Here is a 19,525-nt window from a genome sequence, read left to right on the forward strand (position 1 = left end):
TTAAACCAAACAACACTCATGAAAAAACTATTCCTTTTTGTATGCTTAATTTTTATAGGTGAAATTAATGCTCAGCAAATTCTAAATGAAAAAGAAAGAGCACGGGTTATTGATGAAATTTTAGACGACCGTTTTAATAATCTGCTTCCTGAACTTATGGATGCCGCAGATTTAGATATGTGGGTGGTTATTTCACGAGAATACAATGAAGATCCTGTAATTAAGACGATGCTTCCGGCTACCTGGTTGAATGCTCGTAGAAGAACTATTCTATTGTTTTATAGAGATAAGGCGAAGAATACTATAGAGAAGTTGGCTGTCGCCCGTTATAATGTTGGTAAGAATATTGTTTCTGCTTGGGATAAGGAGAAAGAACCAAACCAATGGACCCGATTAATGCAGTTGATATCCGAAAGAAATCCGAAGAAAATCGGACTCAATTATTCTACAGATCACAATATTGCCGATGGTTTGGTAAAGACCGATTATGAAGAGTTTATGGCGAATTTACCTAAACAATATACTTCAAAAGTAACTTCTGCAGAGCAACTTGCTGTTCGTTGGATCGAAACTAGAACGGAACGCGAAATGGTTATCTATGACCAACTAGTAGACATTACGCACGATATTATAGCGGAAGCTTTTTCTGAGAAAGTAATTACGCCTGGTGTTACAACAACCTCAGATGTGGTATGGTGGATGCGTCAAAAAGTAACGGATTTAGGATTGGAAACTTGGTTTCACCCAACTGTAGATGTACAACGAAGTGAAAAAGATAATGCTAGTAAATTTTACTCGTTTGCAGATAAGCCAGATGATATGGTCATTTTACCTGGAGACCTAGTGCATTGCGATTTCGGAATTACATACCTGCGATTAAACACAGATTGTCAAGAACTGGCATATGTGCTTAAACCAGAAGAAACTGTAGCTCCAAATTATTTGGTAAACGGACTTAAAGATGGTAACAGGTTACAAGATTTTTTGACAAGTAATATGATTAAAGGGAGGTCTGGTAACGACATTCTAGCAAAATCATTAAAGGAGGCGAAAGCCGCAGGATTAAAACCATCTATATATACGCATCCATTAGGGTTATATGGGCATTCTGCAGGTACAACAATTGGTATGTGGGATTCTCAAGGTGGTGTTATGCGAGATGATGGTGAAAATTATACATTGAACCCAAATACCGTATATGCTATTGAATTAAATACAACTGTCAATATATCAGAATGGGATAGAGATATACGTATTATGCTCGAAGAAGCTGGTTTTTACGGTGAAGAAGGTTTTAGATATGTTAATGGTAGACAAACAGAACTTTTATTGATACCAAGGGTGAAAGGTCATCAGGGGAATTAAATTTTGTTTCAAGTTTATTTCATTTATAGTTTTAGATTTATAAATAGTTATATGGAATTGAATTTTAAATTTTTTTTGAAGAGATACTTAGTAATCATTATATGGGTTGGTCTAACTTTTTTACCCAAAAGTGTATTCTCACAAACGGTTTTTAAAGGGGTAGTTACAGATGCTGATACAGGTCTTTCATTGCCATACGTGAATATTGGTTTTATAGATAAAGGTCTTGGTACGGTTTCAGATGAATTCGGTGCATTTAATTTTTTGTTTGATACCGCTAAATTATCAGACTTAGATACATTAAAAGTTTCTTCTATTGGTTACAAGGAGTTTAAATTGCCATTTACTATGGTGATTGCTCAAGACATGAAATCAACCAAAATAGAATTGGAGCCTGATGTTGTTAGCCTTAACGAGGTTGTCTTAACGAGTAGTAAGAGAAAGAAAAGAAGTAAAACCGAAAAAATGGTCGGGTATTCTTTTGTAGGGCAGTTGAAAAATGGTTCTTGGGAAGGTGATGGTGCTTTAGGGGGTGAGCTAGTTACTAAAATAAATGTCAATAAGAAAAAAAGGGAACTTAATGCATTCTATTTTTATGTGTTAAAGAATACTTCAGATAGTCTTTTGTTACGGGTAAATGTATATGATGGTACAACAATGGTTCCGGAGAAAAAGCTATCCAACAAGAATATAACATATACCCTTAAAACAAAAATAGGAAAGGTCGGTATAGATTTAACTCCATTTAATATTACTGTTGAAAATGATTTTAGTATCGGTATAGAGTTATTAAAAGTGTACGGAGATAAAATTGACCTTGTAGTTGCTGGTGATGATACGCCTGGGGTCTCGTATCGTAGATATATTAGTCAAGGGGAATGGAAACGATACTCAAAAGATGCTTTGACCTATTTTGTGAGTACAACCATGCTAGAGGAAGAGGATGAAGAAGATGTAGTGTTGCTAGATGAAAAACTAATAACCAATTACACCAACGAGCAATTACTACAAAGCATGGGTAGAAATATTGGTGTTGTCAATGGGTTTGTATTTAAGGATGGAGAAAGAGTACAAGGGGTACAAATTCGAAATTTGACTACTGGCGAAGTAACTACTACCGATGATAGTGGTAGATATAATATCAAAGCTTCTATGAGCGATGAACTAGAATACAGTTATTCAAACTTAGAAACTCAAGTAAAAACTGTATTGGAAACTACTTTCGCCATAAATGTAGCTTTAGAGGAAAAAGTATTAGAACTTGAAGAGGTGACAGTAACAAGTTTGGCTAAGAAAAAGAGAAGTCAAGAAGAGTTGTTTAATGATTATAATGAAGATAAAGGAATCATTAAAACATCTTTTGGGCTTTTTAGTAAGGAAACTTCAGGGTATTCTATGAGTATTGTAGACGAATCAGAATTTGGTAGTACGGCTTCCTCATTAGGCAATTTGTTACGCGGTAAGGTTCCCGGTTTAAGCATGTTGTCCACAGACAATACTGATGGTTCTACACAAATATTTTTAAGACAGCAAGGTACTATGAACCCTATTCCTGCAGCTTATGAGGTAGATGGACTTTTAGTTTCAGGTTTTCCTTCTTTTCTTGATGTAGCGCAAATAAAGCGTATTGCGGTATTATCAGGGTTGGCATCTGTCGCAAAATATGGTACAATGGGTGCTGGCGGTGTTATCATTATTAATACAAAAGCAGCTAATTTTTCATCTTCGCCTTCAGGTTCAACTAAAAAAATGAAGGTGTTTACCCAAGAAATGAATGAGAAGGTAATTACAGAAGAGGAAGCTCGTCGTAATTGGCCCGATTTTTTACAAGAACTTTATGTTAGTGAAAACCTCGTAAAAGCACAAGAGATTTATAATTCTTATGAACCCAAATTTGGCACAAATCCTAATTTTAATATCGATGCAACAAATTACTTTCTCGAATTTTGGGGTAGTGAGGTTTTTACGTCAGAATTGGTTTCTAAGAATATAGATCGTTTTAAAACTGATATCAACTATTTAAAGGCTTTAGCTTTTGTGCTAGATAAAAATGAAAAGTATGACCAATCTGTAATTTTATACAAACAAATTTTACTACTGAAATCTAATTCTGTAGAGTCATATAGAGATTTGGCAAATGCCTATGTCAATAATAACCAGCAAGAAAGAGGAGAAAATCTATATGCTAGATATTTCAACTTAACCAAAGAAGGCTTTTTCTCTAAGCAACCAGAGGCCTTACAGAATGTTATTAACTCTGAAGTGAAAACACTATTAGATATCTCTGAGGACAAATTAGATAGTTCCATATCAAGTTTTATTACTAAAGCAGATACAAAAACGAGAATTGTATTAGAATGGAATGATGATGATGCTGAATTAAACTTTCAGTTCGTGTCACCTGATAATAATTTAAGTACTTGGTCAAATACTATGGATGGGGAATTAAGTGAAAGTCTATTATCTAAAGGCTATACTAGTAAAGATTTTTTCATTTATGGCGATCAACGTAATTGGCGTATTAATGCAGATTACAAAGGAAATAAAACTGGTTTAGCTACTTATTTAAAAATAACGGTAAGTACAAATTATGGTGCTGAGAATCAAAAAGACATTATTAAAATCTTTAGAATGGATGTCAAAAATGTGAATAGAAATTTAGTTCAGCTCCCTTAGTTTTCGAAACTAAACCTGCAAAACTCCCATATTAAAAGGCTTCTCTATAGGTGCATGATCAGCAGCCTCTATACCCATTGATATCCATTTACGGGTGTCTTTTGGGTCTATGATAGCATCTGTCCATAACCTTGATGCTGCGTAATATGGAGATACTTGGTTGTCGTAACGTTTCTTTATTTTATCAAAAAGTTCAGTTTCCTTTTCTTCGGTAATAGTTTCTCCTTTCTTTTTCAAAGAAGCTTTTTCGATTTGTAACAGAACTTTAGCAGCAGAGTTACCACTCATAACCGCTAGTTCTGCGCTTGGCCACGCAACAATTAATCTTGGGTCATAGGCTTTACCGCACATGGCATAATTACCTGCTCCGTAGCTATTACCTATAATAATCGTAAATTTTGGAACAACGGAATTACTTACCGCATTTACCATTTTGGCACCATCTTTAATAATGCCGCCATGTTCACTTTTACTGCCTACCATAAAACCGGTAACATCTTGTAAGAACACTAACGGAATTTTCTTTTGGTTACAATTTGCTATAAATCGGGTTGCTTTATCAGCAGAGTCAGAATAGATGACTCCGCCAAATTGCATTTCACCTTTTGCAGTTTTTACTACTTTTCTTTGGTTTGCTACAATACCAACTGCCCATCCGTCTATTCGAGCATATCCGGTTAATATAGTTTGTCCGTAGCCAGCTTTATATTCTTCAAATTCAGAATCGTCTACTAAACGCTTAATGATTTCCATCATATCGTATTGCTCTGCTCTGGAGCTTGGTAGTATTCCGTAAATATCATCAGGATTTTCCTTTGGCTTCATGCTTTTCTTACGGTTGTATCCCGCTTTAGGGAAATTACCGATTTTATCCATAATATTCTTTATGGTATCCAAAGCGGCTGCATCATCTTTTGCCTTATAATCGGTTACTCCGCTAATTTCACAATGTGTAGTAGCGCCACCTAAAGTTTCGTTATCAATACTTTCGCCAATAGCAGCTTTTACCAAGTAACTACCTGCCAAAAATATACTAGCGGTTTTATCTACAATTAGTGCTTCATCGCTCATTATCGGTAAATAAGCCCCACCAGCAACACAACTACCCATAACGGCAGATATTTGTGTAATACCCATACTGCTCATAATGGCATTATTTCTAAATATGCGACCAAAGTGTTCTTTGTCAGGAAAAATTTCATCCTGTAAAGGCAAGTACACTCCTGCGCTATCTACCAAGTATATAATTGGAAGTTTATTCTCTATCGCTATTTCTTGTGCTCTTAGATTCTTTTTTGCGGTAATTGGGAACCAGGCTCCTGCTTTTACTGTAGCGTCATTAGCAACAACAATACATTGTTTTCCTTTTACGTAGCCAATTATAATAACCACGCCTCCAGAAGGGCAACCACCATGTTCTTCGTACATTCCATCTCCAACAAAAGCACCAACTTCAATGCGTTCAGATTTTGGGTCTAATAGATAATCAATACGTTCTCTAGCCGTCATTTTACCCTGGTCATGTTGCTTGGCAATTTTTGCCTTGCCACCACCCAAATATACCTCGTTAAGTTTGCGTCTTAAGTCCGATAATAACAACTTATTCCTATCTTCGTTTTGATTGAATTTTAAATCCATTCCTTCTATTTTCTTTTCTTTCGATAAAGATAAGGAGTTAATTTTGGTGTTCATGCAACAAAAAACAAAAAGTATGATTAAGTGGGGTATTGTTGGGGCAGGTAACATTGCGCATAGTTTTTCTAAAGACCTAGCCTTGGTAAATGGCGGTAAATTGGTATCTGTAGCTTCAAGAAGCTTAGAGAAAGCTCAAGATTTTGCCAATGAATATGGTGCGCCAAATGCTTACGGTAGTTATGAAGAGTTATTTAATAGCGGTACGGTAGATATCATTTACTTGGCAACGCCACATACATCACATGCAGATTTAAGCATTGCGGCAATGAAAGTCGGTAATGCTGTACTATGCGAAAAGCCAATGGGTGTAAATAAGACTGAAGTGGAGCAAATGGTTGCTATTGCCAAAGAAAATAATGTTTTTTTGATGGAAGCATTATGGTCGCGATTTAACCCTACTATTAAAAAGGTAAAAGAATTGGTTGATAATGGGGCAATAGGTGAAGTGGGATATTTACATGCGGATTTTGCTTTTTATGCGCTGGATAGGGATGAAAAAGGGAGATTGTTAAATGCCAATCTTGCTGGTGGTTCTTTGTTAGATATCGGTATCTACCCTATATTTTTAGCTTATTTAATATTAGGAAAGCCAAAGGATATAAAAGCGACAGCGAATTTTTATAAAACCGGAGTTGAGGTGCAATGCAGTATGATTTTTAATTATGATAATGCTCAGGCTATTTTGTATAGCGGACTCAATTCGAATTCAGAAAAGAAGGCAGAAATTGCTGGTAGCGAAGGTTCTATTTTTATTCACCCCAGATGGCATGAAACTACGGGGTTTTCCTTAGAGAAAGATGGTGAATCAACTTCTAATGAAGTTGGTAAAATGGGTAAAGGCTATGTTCATGAGATTGAAGAAGTGCACGATTGTCTCAACTCTGGCAAGAAGGAAAGCAAATTATGGTCTCATCAAAATAGTTTAGATTTAATTGAGATTATGGATTCTGTTCGTGAAAAAACAGGAATTGAGTTTCCGTTTGAATAATTGCAAGTATAATAGTGGAAAAATATCTTAAAATTTCCGATATTTGATGTTCGCTTAATTTTTAATTGATTCGAAAATGAACAAGAATACCGTGCTCTCTTGGGCAACTTTTATTATGATTTTTGTAGGTCTGGCTCTTATTGCATTAGGTGCTTTTCGCTATGATGATGTTGCAGGTTGGGGTTTTGCATCTGTAGGTATAGGCTTTTTTGCTATTGCTTGGGTGTTTAATGCGCTTAAAGGTAGAGTATAATATATTTTATTGTCGCCATTGAATTTATCTGGTAGGCTTTAATATTTCACTAAACACTATAATTTTATGTCAGACGATAAGAAGGTAATCTTCTCCATGTCAGGAGTTACGAAAACCTATAAAAATGCGAATACCCCAGTTTTAAAGAACATATACCTAAGTTTTTTCTACGGTGCCAAGATTGGTATCTTAGGTTTAAACGGTTCTGGTAAATCTACTTTACTGAAAATTATTGCGGGAGTCGATAAAAACTTTCAAGGTGATGTTGTTTTTTCTCCTGGTTACAATGTTGGTTACTTAGAGCAAGAGCCAGAATTGGATGAAAACAAAACCGTTCTAGAAATTGTAAAAGAAGGTGTAGCAGAAACTGTTGCTATTCTTGATGAATACAATAAGATAAATGATATGTTCGGACTCCCAGAAGTTTATGAGAATCCTGACAAAATGCAGAAGTTGATGGATCAACAGGCTGTTTTACAAGATAAAATTGATGCTGCAAATGCTTGGGAATTAGATACCAAGCTAGAAATTGCAATGGATGCTTTACGTACGCCAGAGCCAGATAAGAAAATTGCAGTACTGTCGGGTGGTGAAAGAAGAAGGGTCGCTTTATGTAGATTATTACTTCAAGAACCTGAAATTTTATTATTAGATGAACCTACCAACCACTTAGATGCAGAGTCTGTACATTGGTTAGAGCATCATTTAGCACAATATAAAGGAACCGTAATTGCCGTAACGCACGATAGATACTTTTTGGATAATGTTGCTGGTTGGATTCTTGAATTGGACAGGGGAGAAGGTATTCCTTGGAAAGGAAATTATTCTTCTTGGTTAGAACAAAAATCGAAACGTTTAGCGCAAGAAAGTAAAACTGCTTCTAAGAGACAGAAAACTTTAGAACGAGAGCTAGAATGGGTACGTCAAGGTGCAAAAGGAAGACAGACCAAGCAGAAAGCACGTCTTAAGAACTATGATAAGTTAATGAGTCAAGATCAAAAACAACTTGACGAAAAACTTGAAATCTATATACCGAACGGACCTCGTTTGGGTACAAATGTAATTGAAGCAAAGGGCGTAAGTAAAGCTTTTGATGATAAATTACTTTACGAAGATTTGAACTTTAAATTACCACAAGCAGGTATTGTTGGTATTATTGGTCCGAATGGTGCTGGTAAGACTACTATTTTTAGAATGATTATGGGAGAAGAGACTCCTGATAAAGGAGAATTTGAAACCGGTGAAACTGCTAAAATTGCTTATGTGGATCAAAGTCACTCTAATATCGATCCTGAAAAAACCATCTGGCAAAATTTCAGTGATGAGCAAGAGATGGTAATGATGGGCGGTAAGCAGGTGAATTCCCGTGCTTATTTAAGTAGATTTAATTTTACGGGTAGTGAGCAAAATAAAAAGGTGAATATGTTGTCTGGTGGTGAGCGTAACCGTTTACACCTAGCAATGACATTAAAAGAAGAAGGAAACGTTCTTCTATTAGATGAGCCTACCAATGATTTAGATGTTAATACATTACGTGCCTTAGAAGAAGGTTTAGAGAACTTTGCTGGTTGCGCTGTGGTAATATCGCATGATAGATGGTTCTTAGATCGTATATGTACGCACATCTTAGCTTTTGAAGGTGATTCGCAGGTTTATTTCTTTGAAGGTTCTTTCTCTGATTATGAAGAGAATAAGAAGAAACGATTAGGCGGAGATCTAATGCCGAAACGAATTAAGTATAAGAAACTGATCAGATAATCACGTAGTTATATAGAAAAAGCCCGCAATTGCGGGCTTTTTTATTTTCAGCTAACAGCTAACAGCTAACCTAATATTCATCATTAGGATACCAATCTAATTGAACAACCTCAATGCCTTGATTGCCAGCGTCGACTAATTGCTTAAATTTTGCAACATCGCTAACATCTGGTTTGCCTCTGTAGTGGTAAGGGTAAACTTGCTCAGGTTTAAAATCTAAGACTGCAGAAGTAGCGCTTTCAACTGTCATCGTGTATGGTAAATTCATACATACAAAAGCCTTATCTATATTTTTCAAAGAACGCATTTCAGGAATGTCTTCGGTATCGCCAGAAAAATAGATTCGCTGCTTATCTATAGTAAGAACATAACCGTTACCGCGACCTTTAGTATGAAAATTTAAAGCTTCTTTTCTCAGGTTATACATAGGTATGGCTTCAATGGTAATTCCTGCTAATTTCTTGCTGGCGCCATTCTCCATAATTTCTAGTTGCTTTGAATATGTTGCAGGTAACTCATCGGCAACTGCTTGCGGTACAATTAAAATTGCATTAGAAGTATCTAAAGCATCAAGAGTTTCTGTACTTAAGTGGTCACCATGTATATCGGTAATCAATATTAAAGTTGGATTTTTTTGACCATCAAAAGCAGTTGCTCCACCAGTAGGGTCAACGTATATAACAACATCGTTCCATTCAATTACTGCAGTTGCATGCTCTATAGGTATAATTTCAATTTCATCAGATTTACGTTCACTCATTTCAACTGGCGCGGCCATATTTTCTTCGATTTCAGTAGTAGAATCTATTTCACCCTCGGATTTTTTAACTTCTTTACAAGAAAAAGAGATAGTACCAATCATTAGTAAAACAAGTAATTCTTTTAGTTTCATTATGTTATGTTTAAAGTGTTAGTTCCATTTTAATATCTGATCTAAGATACTCTAAATTATCCTCTAAAGGAACATTTATAAATCCGAATTTCTTATATATATGCAGCGCCGTGTCTAATTTTGTACTGGAGTAAAGTTCTAAGGTGTGCCAATTTTTATTTTTAGAAAAATCTATGGCATAGGCTAGTAATTTTTGACCGATCTGTAAACCATGGTAATTTTTATCAACAGCCATTTTACCTAAATCGAATCTTCGATTATCTTTTTTAATTAACGCAAAGCATCCTACGGGTTCATTATTCCATAACCCTATAAAAATAAATCCGCCTTTGTCAATAATAGAAGTCTGGCTTTTTTCTAGCAACTCCCTATCTTTTTCTTCCACAGTAAAAAATTCTGTTATCCAAGCTATATTCAACTCTTTAAAGTTTTGAGTATATTTAGATTCATAAGGTACAATGGTAAGCATAATCTTAAATTGGTAAATTTATGACCCTAAGTTATGCCTTATTATATGGTATTTATTATGATCAAGAAAATATTTTAAGGTTAAAAAATCTAAAAATTAAATTAACTCGTATATAACCTGAACAAACAGACACTTATTAAATTTAAAATTATGACTGAAACAAAAAACAATAATGGCTTAAAAGTTTTGACCGCTCTTTTAGGTGTTGTGCTTTTAGGAACTATCATTTACACAGTAAGTCTTTACCAAGATAAAAAGAAGACCGAAGTTGTTCTTTCTAAGGAGAAAGAATTGGTGGTTGAAGATTTAAATAGCTTAAAATCTGAATATGATAAAGCTATTTTGGAGAGCAATGCAACTAACGAGGAGTTAGTTAGTGCTAGAGATAATATTGCAAAATATATTGACTCTGTGAAGACAATGAAAGCTGATATTGGATCTTTATCTAGATACAGAAGACAAGTTGGTGTTCTTAAAGCTGAAAGAGAGCAATTATTAAAGCAAGTTGATTCATTAACTCGTTCTAACTCTATGATTGCTATGCAACGTGACAGTACGTATGTTGAATTAGAGAAGCAAACCGTTTTTAATGATTCTTTAGTGGTACAAAATACAAACTTGGCTCAGGTAGTTGAAAAAGGTTCTGCTTTAAACTTATCTAAATTTAATGTTGATGCAGTTAAAGAGCGTAACAACGGTAAATTAGTTTCTACACAACGTGCTAAAGCAACTGACAAGTTTAAAATTTGTTTTACTGTTGCAGATAACGTTATTGCACAAGCTGGAGATAGAGAGTTTTTCTTAGAGGTTTTAGATCCTCAAGGTAACGTTCTAGGTGGTAGTAACTCTAAAACTAATGAAAATGGAGCTTCTATTACTTACAGTAAGCAAACTGGTTTCTACTATGAGAACAAATCTTTAGATGTATGTGATTATATTAGCAAGCCATCTGGTGACTTCAAAGACGGTAACTATATGGTAAACGTTTATGATGATCAATTAAAATTATTGGGTACTTCTAAATTCATGTTGAAGTAAGATTACCTTAATAGATATAAAAATGGCGACCAATTGGTCGCCATTTTTCGTTTCTACAAGTTTGGTTTTAGTTCTTTAAACTACCAACCATATTTTCTGGTTTTACCCAATCGTCATAATCTTCTGCAGTAACGTAACCTAAGTTTATAGCTTCCTCTTTTAAGGTTGTACCATTTTTATGGGCCGTATTTGCAATTTCAGCAGCTTTATAATATCCTATTTTAGTATTTAAAGCAGTAACTAGCATTAAAGAGTTATTCAATAATTGCTTGATTACTTCGTGATTTGGCTCTATACCAGCAGCACAATGCTCTTCGAAACTAACACAGGCGTCGCCAATTAATTGTGCCGATTGTAATATGTTGGCAGCCATCATCGGTTTAAAAACATTTAATTCATAATGCCCTTGTGTACCTCCAATGCTAATAGCGACATCGTTACCCATAACTTGAGCACATACCATAGTAAGCGCCTCGCATTGTGTAGGGTTCACTTTACCTGGCATAATAGAGCTACCTGGCTCATTTGCAGGAATAATGATTTCACCGATACCTGAACGTGGTCCTGATGCCATCATTCTAATATCATTGGCTATCTTATTTAAAGAAACAGCTAATTGTTTCAATGCACCGTGACTTTCAACAATTGCGTCATGTGCAGCTAGTGCTTCAAATTTATTTTCTGCAGTAATAAAAGGTAAGCCCGTAAATTCTGCTATATATTTTGCTACTAAAACATCATACCCTTCTGGAGTATTCAAACCGGTACCTACTGCAGTACCGCCAAGTGCCAATTCACTTAAATGTGACAGTGTATTATTTAATGCTTTTAGGCCGTGATCTAATTGCGATACGTAACCAGAAAATTCTTGCCCTAAGGTAAGGGGTGTAGCATCCATTAAATGGGTACGACCTATCTTAACTACATTTTTAAATTCAACTGACTTTTTATGAAGTGTATCTCTTAATTGCTTAACGCCAGGTATGGTGACTTCAACAATTTTTTTGTAAGCTGCAATATGCATACCTGTTGGGAAGGTATCGTTAGATGATTGAGATTTATTTACATCATCATTTGGTTGAATTGTTTTTTCGCCTTCACCGATTACTTTACCGGCAATTTCATGAGCTCTGTTTGCAACAACTTCATTAACGTTCATGTTACTTTGAGTACCAGAACCTGTTTGCCAAATTACTAAAGGAAACTGGTCATCAAGCTTACCTTCTAAAATCTCTTCGCAAACCTGTGCAATTAAATCTCTTTTCTCTGCTGCTAAAACACCAAGCTCACAGTTAGCATAAGCTGCTGATTTCTTTAAATAGGCGAAACCATAAACAATGTCTAATGGCATTGAGGCTACTGGACCTATTTTAAAATTGTTACGAGAACGTTCTGTTTGCGCTCCCCAATATTTGTCTTTGGGAACTTCGACATTACCCATAGTATCTTTTTCGATTCTAAATTTCATGATTGTATATTTTAATGAATCTTAAGTTAACTTATTTTATAACTTCAAAAATAAGGTTTACATTTATTTTAATAGTGACAACATTGTTCAGATTAGTGAAATAAATTTTGCCTAACGTTTGCAAAAAATAATTCGTTTATGGTATCTTTGTAATATATAAGTAAAAAGATATGTTTGATTTTGACCAATATTTAGGATTTTTAGCTTTCTTGACCATATTAACCATTGGTTTCTGGCTGATGATGTTTTTGTTATTATTTGTTGTCCCTTACTGGTTAGGAGGTAACATTATAGAGTTATTGAAAGAAAGACGCGACAAGAAAAAAGCCGCAAGAGAAGCATAAAAATATAGTATAAAAAAAGGAGCCAAAAGGCTCCTTTTTTTATACCTAATAATTTTTAACTGTTAACTCCCGTATTCATCATCTCCACCATCATCATTTCTTTCACCTTCTCTTTCTCTTCGCTGTTTTTTCTGATTTAAACGGTAGACAAAGGAAAGTGTTATTTGTCGCTCACGCCATTGAAATTCACTTTCTGATGTAAAAAACGGTGTTTGCGTGGAAGATATTCTTCTTCTTGAATTTAATAGGTCACTTACATTTAATGCCAGTGTGCCTTTTTCTTTAAGAATATCCTTGCTAAACGCCAAGTTCAATGAAAATATACCTTCGTTTACGGTTTGTGCGTTGTTGGTCGGCCCACGGTAAAATGCGTTGGTCTGCCATTCAATTTTACTTGGAAGGGTTACTTTTGAACTAAATCTGGAAAACCAACTTGTATTTCTTGCTCCAAAATTAATACCATTAAATTCTCCGTCTGAGTTGAATTCAAAGAAATTAAAACTACCGTTTAACCTAAGCCATTTAGTAGGGTTGTACAACAAGCCTAGCTCTGCACCCACACGCTCGTTGGTCGCCAGGTTTATTGGTATGGAACGGATCACTACGATACCATCTGTGGTAATCTGACCTGTTTCTTCCTGTATACGTTCAAATGAATTGGTTTCTTTTTGATAATAAACAGATGAGGTCAAGGTTAGCTTATCCCATCTTTTTAAATACCCTAAATCAAATGCATTGGCAAATGCTGGGTCTAAATCAGGATTCCCTTGAAAAATATTCGTGCGACTAGATTGAGATGGAAACGGATTGATAAAGCGCCCTCTAGGCCTATTGATACGACGGTTATACCCAATGCTGATATTTTCGTTTTCCGCCAACTCATAGATTAGGTTTAGGGTAGGGAAAAGGCCTAAATAATTTTTATCAAAATTAACCTCTATACCTTCACCTATAATTTCTTGTAATTGTTCTATATCTGCACCTACAATTTCTCCTTTAAGTTGGGTATTTTCCAATCTAAGTCCGGCAAGAAAAGAAAAATCACCAAGCTTATTTCCGTATTGAGTGTAAAAAGAATTCACGTTTTGATTGAAAACAAAGCGGTTGATTAATCCTAAATTAGGAACGAAAGCACCTGTATCAAAATTAAAATCTTCGAGATAAAAATCGGTATCGGACTGTTCCCAGTTACCTCTGTAGCCTGCTTCAAATTGGGCGTCTCCAATAGGCAATATATAGTCTACTTGGGCTAAATATTCATTTTGTAACTCTAGTTCTTCTATGTTTAGTCTTGCCCCATCAAAGCCTGTATTTGTAATGGTTTCTTGTTCATTTATTGGTGTTGGTTTAAATTCTTCATTGTATGAAAGTTGAAGATCTACGGTTAACTTGTGTCCTTCAGTATTAAAGTCATTGTTGTAATTAAGAGAAAATTGCGCACTCTTTTCTTCTTCTTGTTCATCTTCTATACGTTGTGTAATTCGATTAATATCGTTTCCAACGAAATTTGTAGATACAATTTCGGTAATATCTTCACCATTATTGGTTCTACCAAAAGCGCTTGCTGTAACTGAGGAGGTTTCTGTTAAGAAATATTCCATTCCAAGATTTAGATTAAATCCACTATTCATTCTGTTGATGTCGCGGTCTTCAATAATTCTATCAAATACACTTTCATCGCCCAAATAGATGTTGTCAGCGAATCCATTTCCTGGTGGTGTACGGTAAGAATACCCCAAAGTGGTAAAGACATTGTACTTTTCTTTTCTTAAATTCATATTAGCGGTGAGAGAAGCGGCATCAGGAAACCCAACAGTAGTATTTATAGTACCATTTATACCTCTGGTTTTTTCTTTTTTTAGAACAATGTTCAAAATTCCGGCAGTACCCTCGGCATCATAGCGTGCTGATGGACTCGTAATTACTTCAACTTTCTCAATGGCGTCAGCAGGTAGTTGTTGAAGGGCATCGGTGGAGCCAAATCCGGCAAGTGCGGATGGCCTACCATTTATTAATATTCTAACATTTCCGTTTCCACGGAGGGCAACTGCTCCATCTGCATCAACCGTTACCGAAGGAATATTGTCAAGAGCGTCACTAATAGTTGCTCCGCTATTGGTTAAGTCTTTTCCAATATTATAAATTTTCTTGTCTAAACGAACCTCAACAGTTGTTTTTTCTCCAACAACCTCAACAGCTTCTAGTTGAGCAACATCTAGGGCAAGTCTAACAGTACCTAAATCTTTATTTTCTGTAAGTGTTTGATTAGGTAACTTGAATGTTTTGTATGAAATGTATTCTATAGATATATTGTACTTGCCAGGTGATGCTTCTACTTTGAAATTACCATCAATATCTGTAATGCCACCTGTAATTTGATCAGGATTATTTACACTTTGTAGTACTAGTGTGGCATATTCTAAAGGAAGGTTGTCGTCTTTATCAAGAACCTTCCCGCTTATTGTAATCGGACCTCTTTCCCGGTCTCCTCCCGGTCTTTGACTATATGTATAATTGAAGGATAGTGCTAGGAGTAGGAGTAAGGGAAAAAGTTGTCTCATTAAGTCAGTTTTTAGTTTTCTTTCGTTTTTCTTTTTTGTTCTTTTTATTCTTCTTCAAAGTTTTTGCAACACCATCTTTTTGTAATGCAACAAAAGCCTCGTACTTTTCTAAAGGCAAACCAGCCTTTAATTCTTCATCTTGTCTTTTTGTAATATTCTCATATACCTCTGCCATTTTTTCTGGCGGAAGCTTCAATATTTGAGCTTCTATACGTTCTTGCACATATTTCTTTAAAACAGAACTTAATACAGCCTGTTCAAAATCATTTAATGCTAACGCTTCAGTAATTCTTGGCATTTCGCCGTCAACCAATTCTTCGGCAGTCTTAGGTTTTGGTTCTTCAGCTGGTGTTTGTGCTTGAGGTATTGAACTACCTTGTCTGCCGTAACCGTTGCCACCTCTTGATCCATAACCGCTATTGCCATAACCGTATTGTGCGTAAATTTCAGAACTTCCTAATAGAATTAATAGCAAGCCCAAAAACTTTAGATTGCTACATTTTATTACTTTTTTCATATGATTAGATTATAAAGTTATACTATGGTTTAACTGAAAATGGTTAATACTTTGTTAAGATAATTTACTGCGCAATTATAATGAATTCTATTATAGCAAAACATCAATGTTAGAAGCTGGTCTACCAATAACAGCTCTATTGCCATTTATGACTATAGGCCTTTCTATTAATTTAGGGTATTCTATCATCGCAGTTATTAATTCTTCGTCAGATAAGGGTACGTTTTTAAACTTCTCTTTCCAAATTGCTTCAGATTTACGTACCAGATTAATAGGTTTAATATCTAGACAGCTAATAACATTTCTTAATTCTTCCTTTGTTGGAATTTCTTCTAAATAGTTCACTACTTCAAAAGTCTTGCCAGAATTTTCAAGTACTTTTAGTCCTTCTCTAGATTTGCTACATCTAGAATTATGATATATTTTAATCATGATTTTTTAAATTTAATAAATGTAATGCCAATTCATTACATCCATATGAATTGGCATTACATTTTTATTCTTCTTCTCTCTGACCCATTAACATTAGAAAGGCCTTAAGAAATTGATCAATATCTCCGTTCATTACATTTTCGACATTACCTGTTTCTTCGCCTGTGCGTACATCTTTAATTAATTTATAAGGATGCATTACATAGTTTCTTATCTGTGACCCCCATTCAATTTTCATTTTAGAAGACTCAATTTCTTGCCGTGCTTCCATTTTCTTTCGCAGTTCGATTTCATACAATTGAGACTTTAGCATTTTCATTGCCGTAGCCCTATTTTCATGTTGACTTCTACTATCTGAACAAGAAATTTGAATACCTGTAGGGTGATGGGTTAATTGAACTTTAGTCTCAACTTTGTTAACATTCTGTCCGCCGGCACCACTTGACCTTGCGGTGGTAATGGTAATATCTGCCGGATTTACATCAATCTCTATACTGTCATCTACCAATGGGTAAACATATACCGATGCGAAAGAAGTATGTCTCTTTGCATTACTATCGAACGGAGAAATTCGTACCAATCTATGTACGCCGTTTTCACCTTTCAGCCATCCGAAGGCATATTCACCATCAATTTCTAATGTTACGGTTTTAATACCTGCAACATCACCTTCTTGGTAATTGAGCTCTTTGATCTTGTAACCGTTCTTTTCTGCCCACATCATATACATGCGCATAAGCATTGCGGCCCAATCGCAGCTTTCCGTTCCACCTGCACCTGCAGTAATTTGCAAAACAGCCGGTAGTTCATCACCTTCTTCGGACAACATGTTTTTGAATTCCATCTTTTCAATGGTATTCAAAGCTTTTATATATTGACCTTCAACTTCCTCTTCTGAAACTTCTCCTTCTTGTTGAAATTCAATGAGTATTTCTAATTCTGCAATTAAATTTTCTGCAGTATTATAATCATCTACCCATTGCTTTTTAGATTGGATAAATTTCATATGAGCCTGTGCTTCTTGGGGATTATTCCAAAAATCAGGTGCCAAGGTTTTCTCTTGTTCGTTCTCTATTTCTATTAATTTGCCATCGATGTCAAAGATACCTCCTCAACGCACCAAGGCGATCTATAAGACCTTTGTAGTGGTCCATACTTACGTTCATAAAATTTTTATTTTGGGTAAAAATAATACTCTTTTGTTGATTGCAAAGAATGATTTTTTTGGAATTACTGTTCTTGGCTTTGCACCTTTACAGTATGTGTAGTTTTATTTTTTCCGTACGAATAAATTATCCCTCTTAAAGGTGAACAATCATTATAGTCTTTGCCATGACAAACCTTTATATGATTCGTATTTGCCAAAATGTTATTAGTGGGGTCAAAACCTTTCCATCCAACTTGTGGAATATAACATTCTGCCCATGCATGCATTTGAGAATCTCCTAAAAGGCCATGTTCTTGATTTATGTATCCAGACACATATCTTGTTGGTATACCATTTTGTCTAGCTATAGCACAGAATAAATGTGTAAAATCTTGGCAAACACCCTGTTTGGCTGATATGATGTCAGTCAATTTTGTGTCAACATGAGTTACACCTGTTTTAAATTGTAGATTATTAAAGGTCCAATTGTTTAACTCTTGTAAATTTTCGAAAATTGTATTCGATAAATTAAATTCAAAAATAGAATTTACACCCTTTGGTATATTGGTTAGTGGTGTACTTCTTAAAAAGGATTCGAAATTAATTTTAAAAGTTAATTCCTCAATTTCTTTATACGCCAAAGCATCATTGATGTCTAATGGAAAATTAAAGGGATCTATATGGTCTTTTATAAAACTAAACTTTGCCTCAAAATTTATTTTCTTGAATTTTTTCTTAGGGTGAACTCGTATGGTTCTAAAACCATATCCGTTTATTGAAAAGTCGTTTACAGCAAATAATGAATTGGAAAATTCAACATCGATATGATGTTGTGAATTATTTTCCATAGGAATAATCAGAAATTGCCAATAGGCATCATTTACCCAATTCTCATATGTATTTTCTGTTCTATAGGTTATATTATATTGGTTTGGCATAATAATCAAAGATACCCCTAATAAATGGTCTTAATAGTTAAAAAACTCTTCATCAACTTTGTTACTTATTTTAACTAGACTATCTAAAATATCTTCGATAAATGATTTAATATCTTTTTCTATTTCTTCGACATACTTAAACTCATATTCTGCTCTGACCCTGCCAATTAAAAATGCGGTTGAATCGTTGTTATACCTTTTCTCTGGGTTTAGCATTCTAACATGTTCGTTAACTTGATTTAATGAATTCATAACTGACCTAGGGCAGTTAGGGTTTAAAATCAAAAATTCTAACGTACTTATACTAGTAGGTGTTTTTTTGTAAAACCTACGCATCATATCATATGATTCTGCACATTTTAAGAGTGTTGTCCATTCAAAGCTTTTGCTGAATTTATCGCCATGATTTCCTTGAGATAAAAGCGCATCGTTGTACTTTGAATTTATCATTCTTGTTATTTGTGTAGCCCGCTCAATATTTACACCCATCATAATTATTGCATAGACAGAATCATGTAGTAATGTTCCTCTTATTTTGCCACGTAAAATGGCGGTCATTTCTGAAATATTACTTGTAAAGTCATGAAGACCATTTTTTACAAAAATTTCTTTTGGGTAACTAAGTACAAAATGATAAAACTTATTAATTGCTTCATATAGCTCTGTCGATATTAAATCTCTTGCACTATTAGCATTTTCTCTAGCTAGTTTAACTGTGCTAATGATAGAAAAAGGATTATTAGGGTCTAGACCGATACTATATAATACGTCTTGTTCTTTAAGAAACTTACTTTCATCTTTCTCGGGGTCGCCGAGCATGAACAGCATTGATCTTAATACAAATTGTCTATCTTGCGATTTTATATTAGGTGCATCTAATGATGAAAAATAGTTCACGTTTAAATAACGTGCAACATGTTCTGAGCGTTCAATGTAACGCCCCATCCAGAATAAATTATTGGCTACTCTTGCTAGCATATTTTT

General features: G+C 34.9%; 17 protein-coding genes. 7 read left to right on the forward strand and 10 right to left on the reverse strand.

From position 1 onward, the window contains the following. The first annotated feature begins 18 nt into the window (after nucleotides 1-18). Both CLV90_RS09440 and CLV90_RS09445 read left to right on the forward strand, forming a co-directional pair. Nucleotides 19-1,365, forward strand: a complete 1,347-nt coding sequence (locus CLV90_RS09440) for a M24 family metallopeptidase (protein ID WP_133687240.1) — start codon at nucleotides 19-21, stop codon at nucleotides 1,363-1,365. A 75-nt stretch (nucleotides 1,366-1,440) separates the two neighbouring features. Then, nucleotides 1,441-4,041: a carboxypeptidase-like regulatory domain-containing protein gene (locus CLV90_RS09445; RefSeq protein ID WP_166638561.1), complete on the forward strand. Its 2,601-nt coding sequence runs from the start codon at nucleotides 1,441-1,443 to the stop codon at nucleotides 4,039-4,041. A 9-nt stretch (nucleotides 4,042-4,050) separates the two neighbouring features. Here the strand turns inward: CLV90_RS09445 and CLV90_RS09450 are convergent, their stop codons facing one another. Further along, on the reverse strand, nucleotides 4,051-5,679 hold the full coding sequence (locus CLV90_RS09450) for an acyl-CoA carboxylase subunit beta (protein ID WP_133687961.1): 1,629 nt from the start codon (nucleotides 5,677-5,679) through the stop codon (nucleotides 4,051-4,053). Nucleotides 5,680-5,731: 52 nt separating this feature from the next. Between CLV90_RS09450 and CLV90_RS09455 the strand changes: the two genes are divergently transcribed. The 3 genes from CLV90_RS09455 to ettA all read left to right on the forward strand — a co-directional run bounded on the left by CLV90_RS09455 (nucleotide 5,732) and on the right by ettA (nucleotide 8,735). Next, nucleotides 5,732-6,724 (forward strand): Gfo/Idh/MocA family protein, encoded by a 993-nt coding sequence (locus CLV90_RS09455; RefSeq protein ID WP_243835339.1) that lies wholly within the window; start codon nucleotides 5,732-5,734, stop codon nucleotides 6,722-6,724. Nucleotides 6,725-6,800: 76 nt separating this feature from the next. Beyond that, on the forward strand, nucleotides 6,801-6,977 hold the full coding sequence (locus CLV90_RS19235; RefSeq protein WP_091904100.1) for a CAL67264 family membrane protein: 177 nt from the start codon (nucleotides 6,801-6,803) through the stop codon (nucleotides 6,975-6,977). Between the two features lie 66 nt (nucleotides 6,978-7,043). Further along, entirely contained in the window at nucleotides 7,044-8,735 is a 1,692-nt protein-coding gene (gene ettA / locus CLV90_RS09460; protein WP_133687242.1) for an energy-dependent translational throttle protein EttA, read from the forward strand. Between the two features lie 70 nt (nucleotides 8,736-8,805). Here ettA and CLV90_RS09465 read toward each other — a convergent pair whose 3' ends face one another. Continuing rightward, complete coding sequence (locus tag CLV90_RS09465) at nucleotides 8,806-9,627, reverse strand: MBL fold metallo-hydrolase (protein WP_133687243.1); 822 nt, start codon at nucleotides 9,625-9,627, stop codon at nucleotides 8,806-8,808. 10 nt (nucleotides 9,628-9,637) lie between these two features. Beyond that, nucleotides 9,638-10,096 (reverse strand): GNAT family N-acetyltransferase, encoded by a 459-nt coding sequence (locus tag CLV90_RS09470; RefSeq protein WP_133687244.1) that lies wholly within the window; start codon nucleotides 10,094-10,096, stop codon nucleotides 9,638-9,640. A 150-nt stretch (nucleotides 10,097-10,246) separates the two neighbouring features. Between CLV90_RS09470 and CLV90_RS09475 the strand changes: the two genes are divergently transcribed. Beyond that, a complete protein-coding gene (locus CLV90_RS09475; protein ID WP_133687245.1) occupies nucleotides 10,247-11,134 on the forward strand; it encodes a hypothetical protein in 888 nt (295 codons plus the stop codon). Between the two features lie 67 nt (nucleotides 11,135-11,201). Here the strand turns inward: CLV90_RS09475 and fumC are convergent, their stop codons facing one another. Further along, on the reverse strand, nucleotides 11,202-12,602 hold the full coding sequence (gene fumC, locus CLV90_RS09480; protein WP_133687246.1) for a class II fumarate hydratase: 1,401 nt from the start codon (nucleotides 12,600-12,602) through the stop codon (nucleotides 11,202-11,204). 170 nt (nucleotides 12,603-12,772) lie between these two features. Between fumC and CLV90_RS19240 the strand changes: the two genes are divergently transcribed. Further along, entirely contained in the window at nucleotides 12,773-12,946 is a 174-nt protein-coding gene (locus CLV90_RS19240) for a hypothetical protein (RefSeq protein WP_091609002.1), read from the forward strand. Between the two features lie 62 nt (nucleotides 12,947-13,008). Here the strand turns inward: CLV90_RS19240 and CLV90_RS09485 are convergent, their stop codons facing one another. From CLV90_RS09485 to CLV90_RS09510, 6 genes are all read right to left on the reverse strand, one after another. Beyond that, nucleotides 13,009-15,507, reverse strand: a complete 2,499-nt coding sequence (locus CLV90_RS09485; RefSeq protein ID WP_133687247.1) for an outer membrane beta-barrel family protein — start codon at nucleotides 15,505-15,507, stop codon at nucleotides 13,009-13,011. Between the two features lie 4 nt (nucleotides 15,508-15,511). Continuing rightward, entirely contained in the window at nucleotides 15,512-16,024 is a 513-nt protein-coding gene (locus CLV90_RS09490) for a hypothetical protein (protein WP_133687248.1), read from the reverse strand. Between the two features lie 90 nt (nucleotides 16,025-16,114). Next, entirely contained in the window at nucleotides 16,115-16,456 is a 342-nt protein-coding gene (gene arsC / locus CLV90_RS09495) for an arsenate reductase (glutaredoxin) (RefSeq protein ID WP_133687249.1), read from the reverse strand. A gap of 64 nt (nucleotides 16,457-16,520) precedes the next feature. Then, nucleotides 16,521-17,610 (reverse strand): peptide chain release factor 2 gene (prfB, locus tag CLV90_RS09500; protein ID WP_407943382.1). Its coding sequence is split into 2 segments (ribosomal slippage): nucleotides 16,521-17,555 and nucleotides 17,557-17,610, totalling 1,089 coding nucleotides; the frame shifts between segments, so codons are not numbered across the junction. Nucleotides 17,611-17,686: 76 nt separating this feature from the next. Next, the gene (locus tag CLV90_RS09505; RefSeq protein WP_133687251.1) at nucleotides 17,687-18,541 is read right to left on the reverse strand and encodes a transglutaminase-like domain-containing protein; all 855 of its coding nucleotides are present in this window, start codon (nucleotides 18,539-18,541) and stop codon (nucleotides 17,687-17,689) included. 30 nt (nucleotides 18,542-18,571) lie between these two features. After that, entirely contained in the window at nucleotides 18,572-19,519 is a 948-nt protein-coding gene (locus CLV90_RS09510) for an alpha-E domain-containing protein (protein ID WP_133687252.1), read from the reverse strand. Nucleotides 19,520-19,525: the final 6 nt, after the last annotated feature.

This window comes from Maribacter spongiicola, assembly GCF_004364165.1.
Lineage (GTDB): Bacteria > Bacteroidota > Bacteroidia > Flavobacteriales > Flavobacteriaceae > Maribacter > Maribacter spongiicola.

Excerpts from the sequence above, each read along its gene's own strand:
- CLV90_RS09475 (WP_133687245.1), top strand. The coding sequence starts at position 10,247 with ATGACTGAAACAAAAAACAATAATGGCTTAAAAGTTTTGACCGCTCTT.
- CLV90_RS09505 (WP_133687251.1), bottom strand. The coding sequence starts at position 18,541 with ATGCCAAACCAATATAATATAACCTATAGAACAGAAAATACATATGAG.
- CLV90_RS09455 (WP_243835339.1), top strand. The coding sequence starts at position 5,732 with ATGCAACAAAAAACAAAAAGTATGATTAAGTGGGGTATTGTTGGGGCA.
- CLV90_RS09510 (WP_133687252.1), bottom strand. The coding sequence starts at position 19,519 with ATGCTAGCAAGAGTAGCCAATAATTTATTCTGGATGGGGCGTTACATT.
- CLV90_RS09490 (WP_133687248.1), bottom strand. The coding sequence starts at position 16,024 with ATGAAAAAAGTAATAAAATGTAGCAATCTAAAGTTTTTGGGCTTGCTA.
- CLV90_RS09485 (WP_133687247.1), bottom strand. The coding sequence starts at position 15,507 with ATGAGACAACTTTTTCCCTTACTCCTACTCCTAGCACTATCCTTCAAT.
- CLV90_RS09440 (WP_133687240.1), top strand. The coding sequence starts at position 19 with ATGAAAAAACTATTCCTTTTTGTATGCTTAATTTTTATAGGTGAAATT.
- CLV90_RS09470 (WP_133687244.1), bottom strand. The coding sequence starts at position 10,096 with ATGCTTACCATTGTACCTTATGAATCTAAATATACTCAAAACTTTAAA.
- ettA (WP_133687242.1), top strand. The coding sequence starts at position 7,044 with ATGTCAGACGATAAGAAGGTAATCTTCTCCATGTCAGGAGTTACGAAA.
- fumC (WP_133687246.1), bottom strand. The coding sequence starts at position 12,602 with ATGAAATTTAGAATCGAAAAAGATACTATGGGTAATGTCGAAGTTCCC.
- CLV90_RS19235 (WP_091904100.1), top strand. The coding sequence starts at position 6,801 with ATGAACAAGAATACCGTGCTCTCTTGGGCAACTTTTATTATGATTTTT.
- CLV90_RS09465 (WP_133687243.1), bottom strand. The coding sequence starts at position 9,627 with ATGAAACTAAAAGAATTACTTGTTTTACTAATGATTGGTACTATCTCT.
- CLV90_RS19240 (WP_091609002.1), top strand. The coding sequence starts at position 12,773 with ATGTTTGATTTTGACCAATATTTAGGATTTTTAGCTTTCTTGACCATA.
- CLV90_RS09450 (WP_133687961.1), bottom strand. The coding sequence starts at position 5,679 with ATGGATTTAAAATTCAATCAAAACGAAGATAGGAATAAGTTGTTATTA.
- arsC (WP_133687249.1), bottom strand. The coding sequence starts at position 16,456 with ATGATTAAAATATATCATAATTCTAGATGTAGCAAATCTAGAGAAGGA.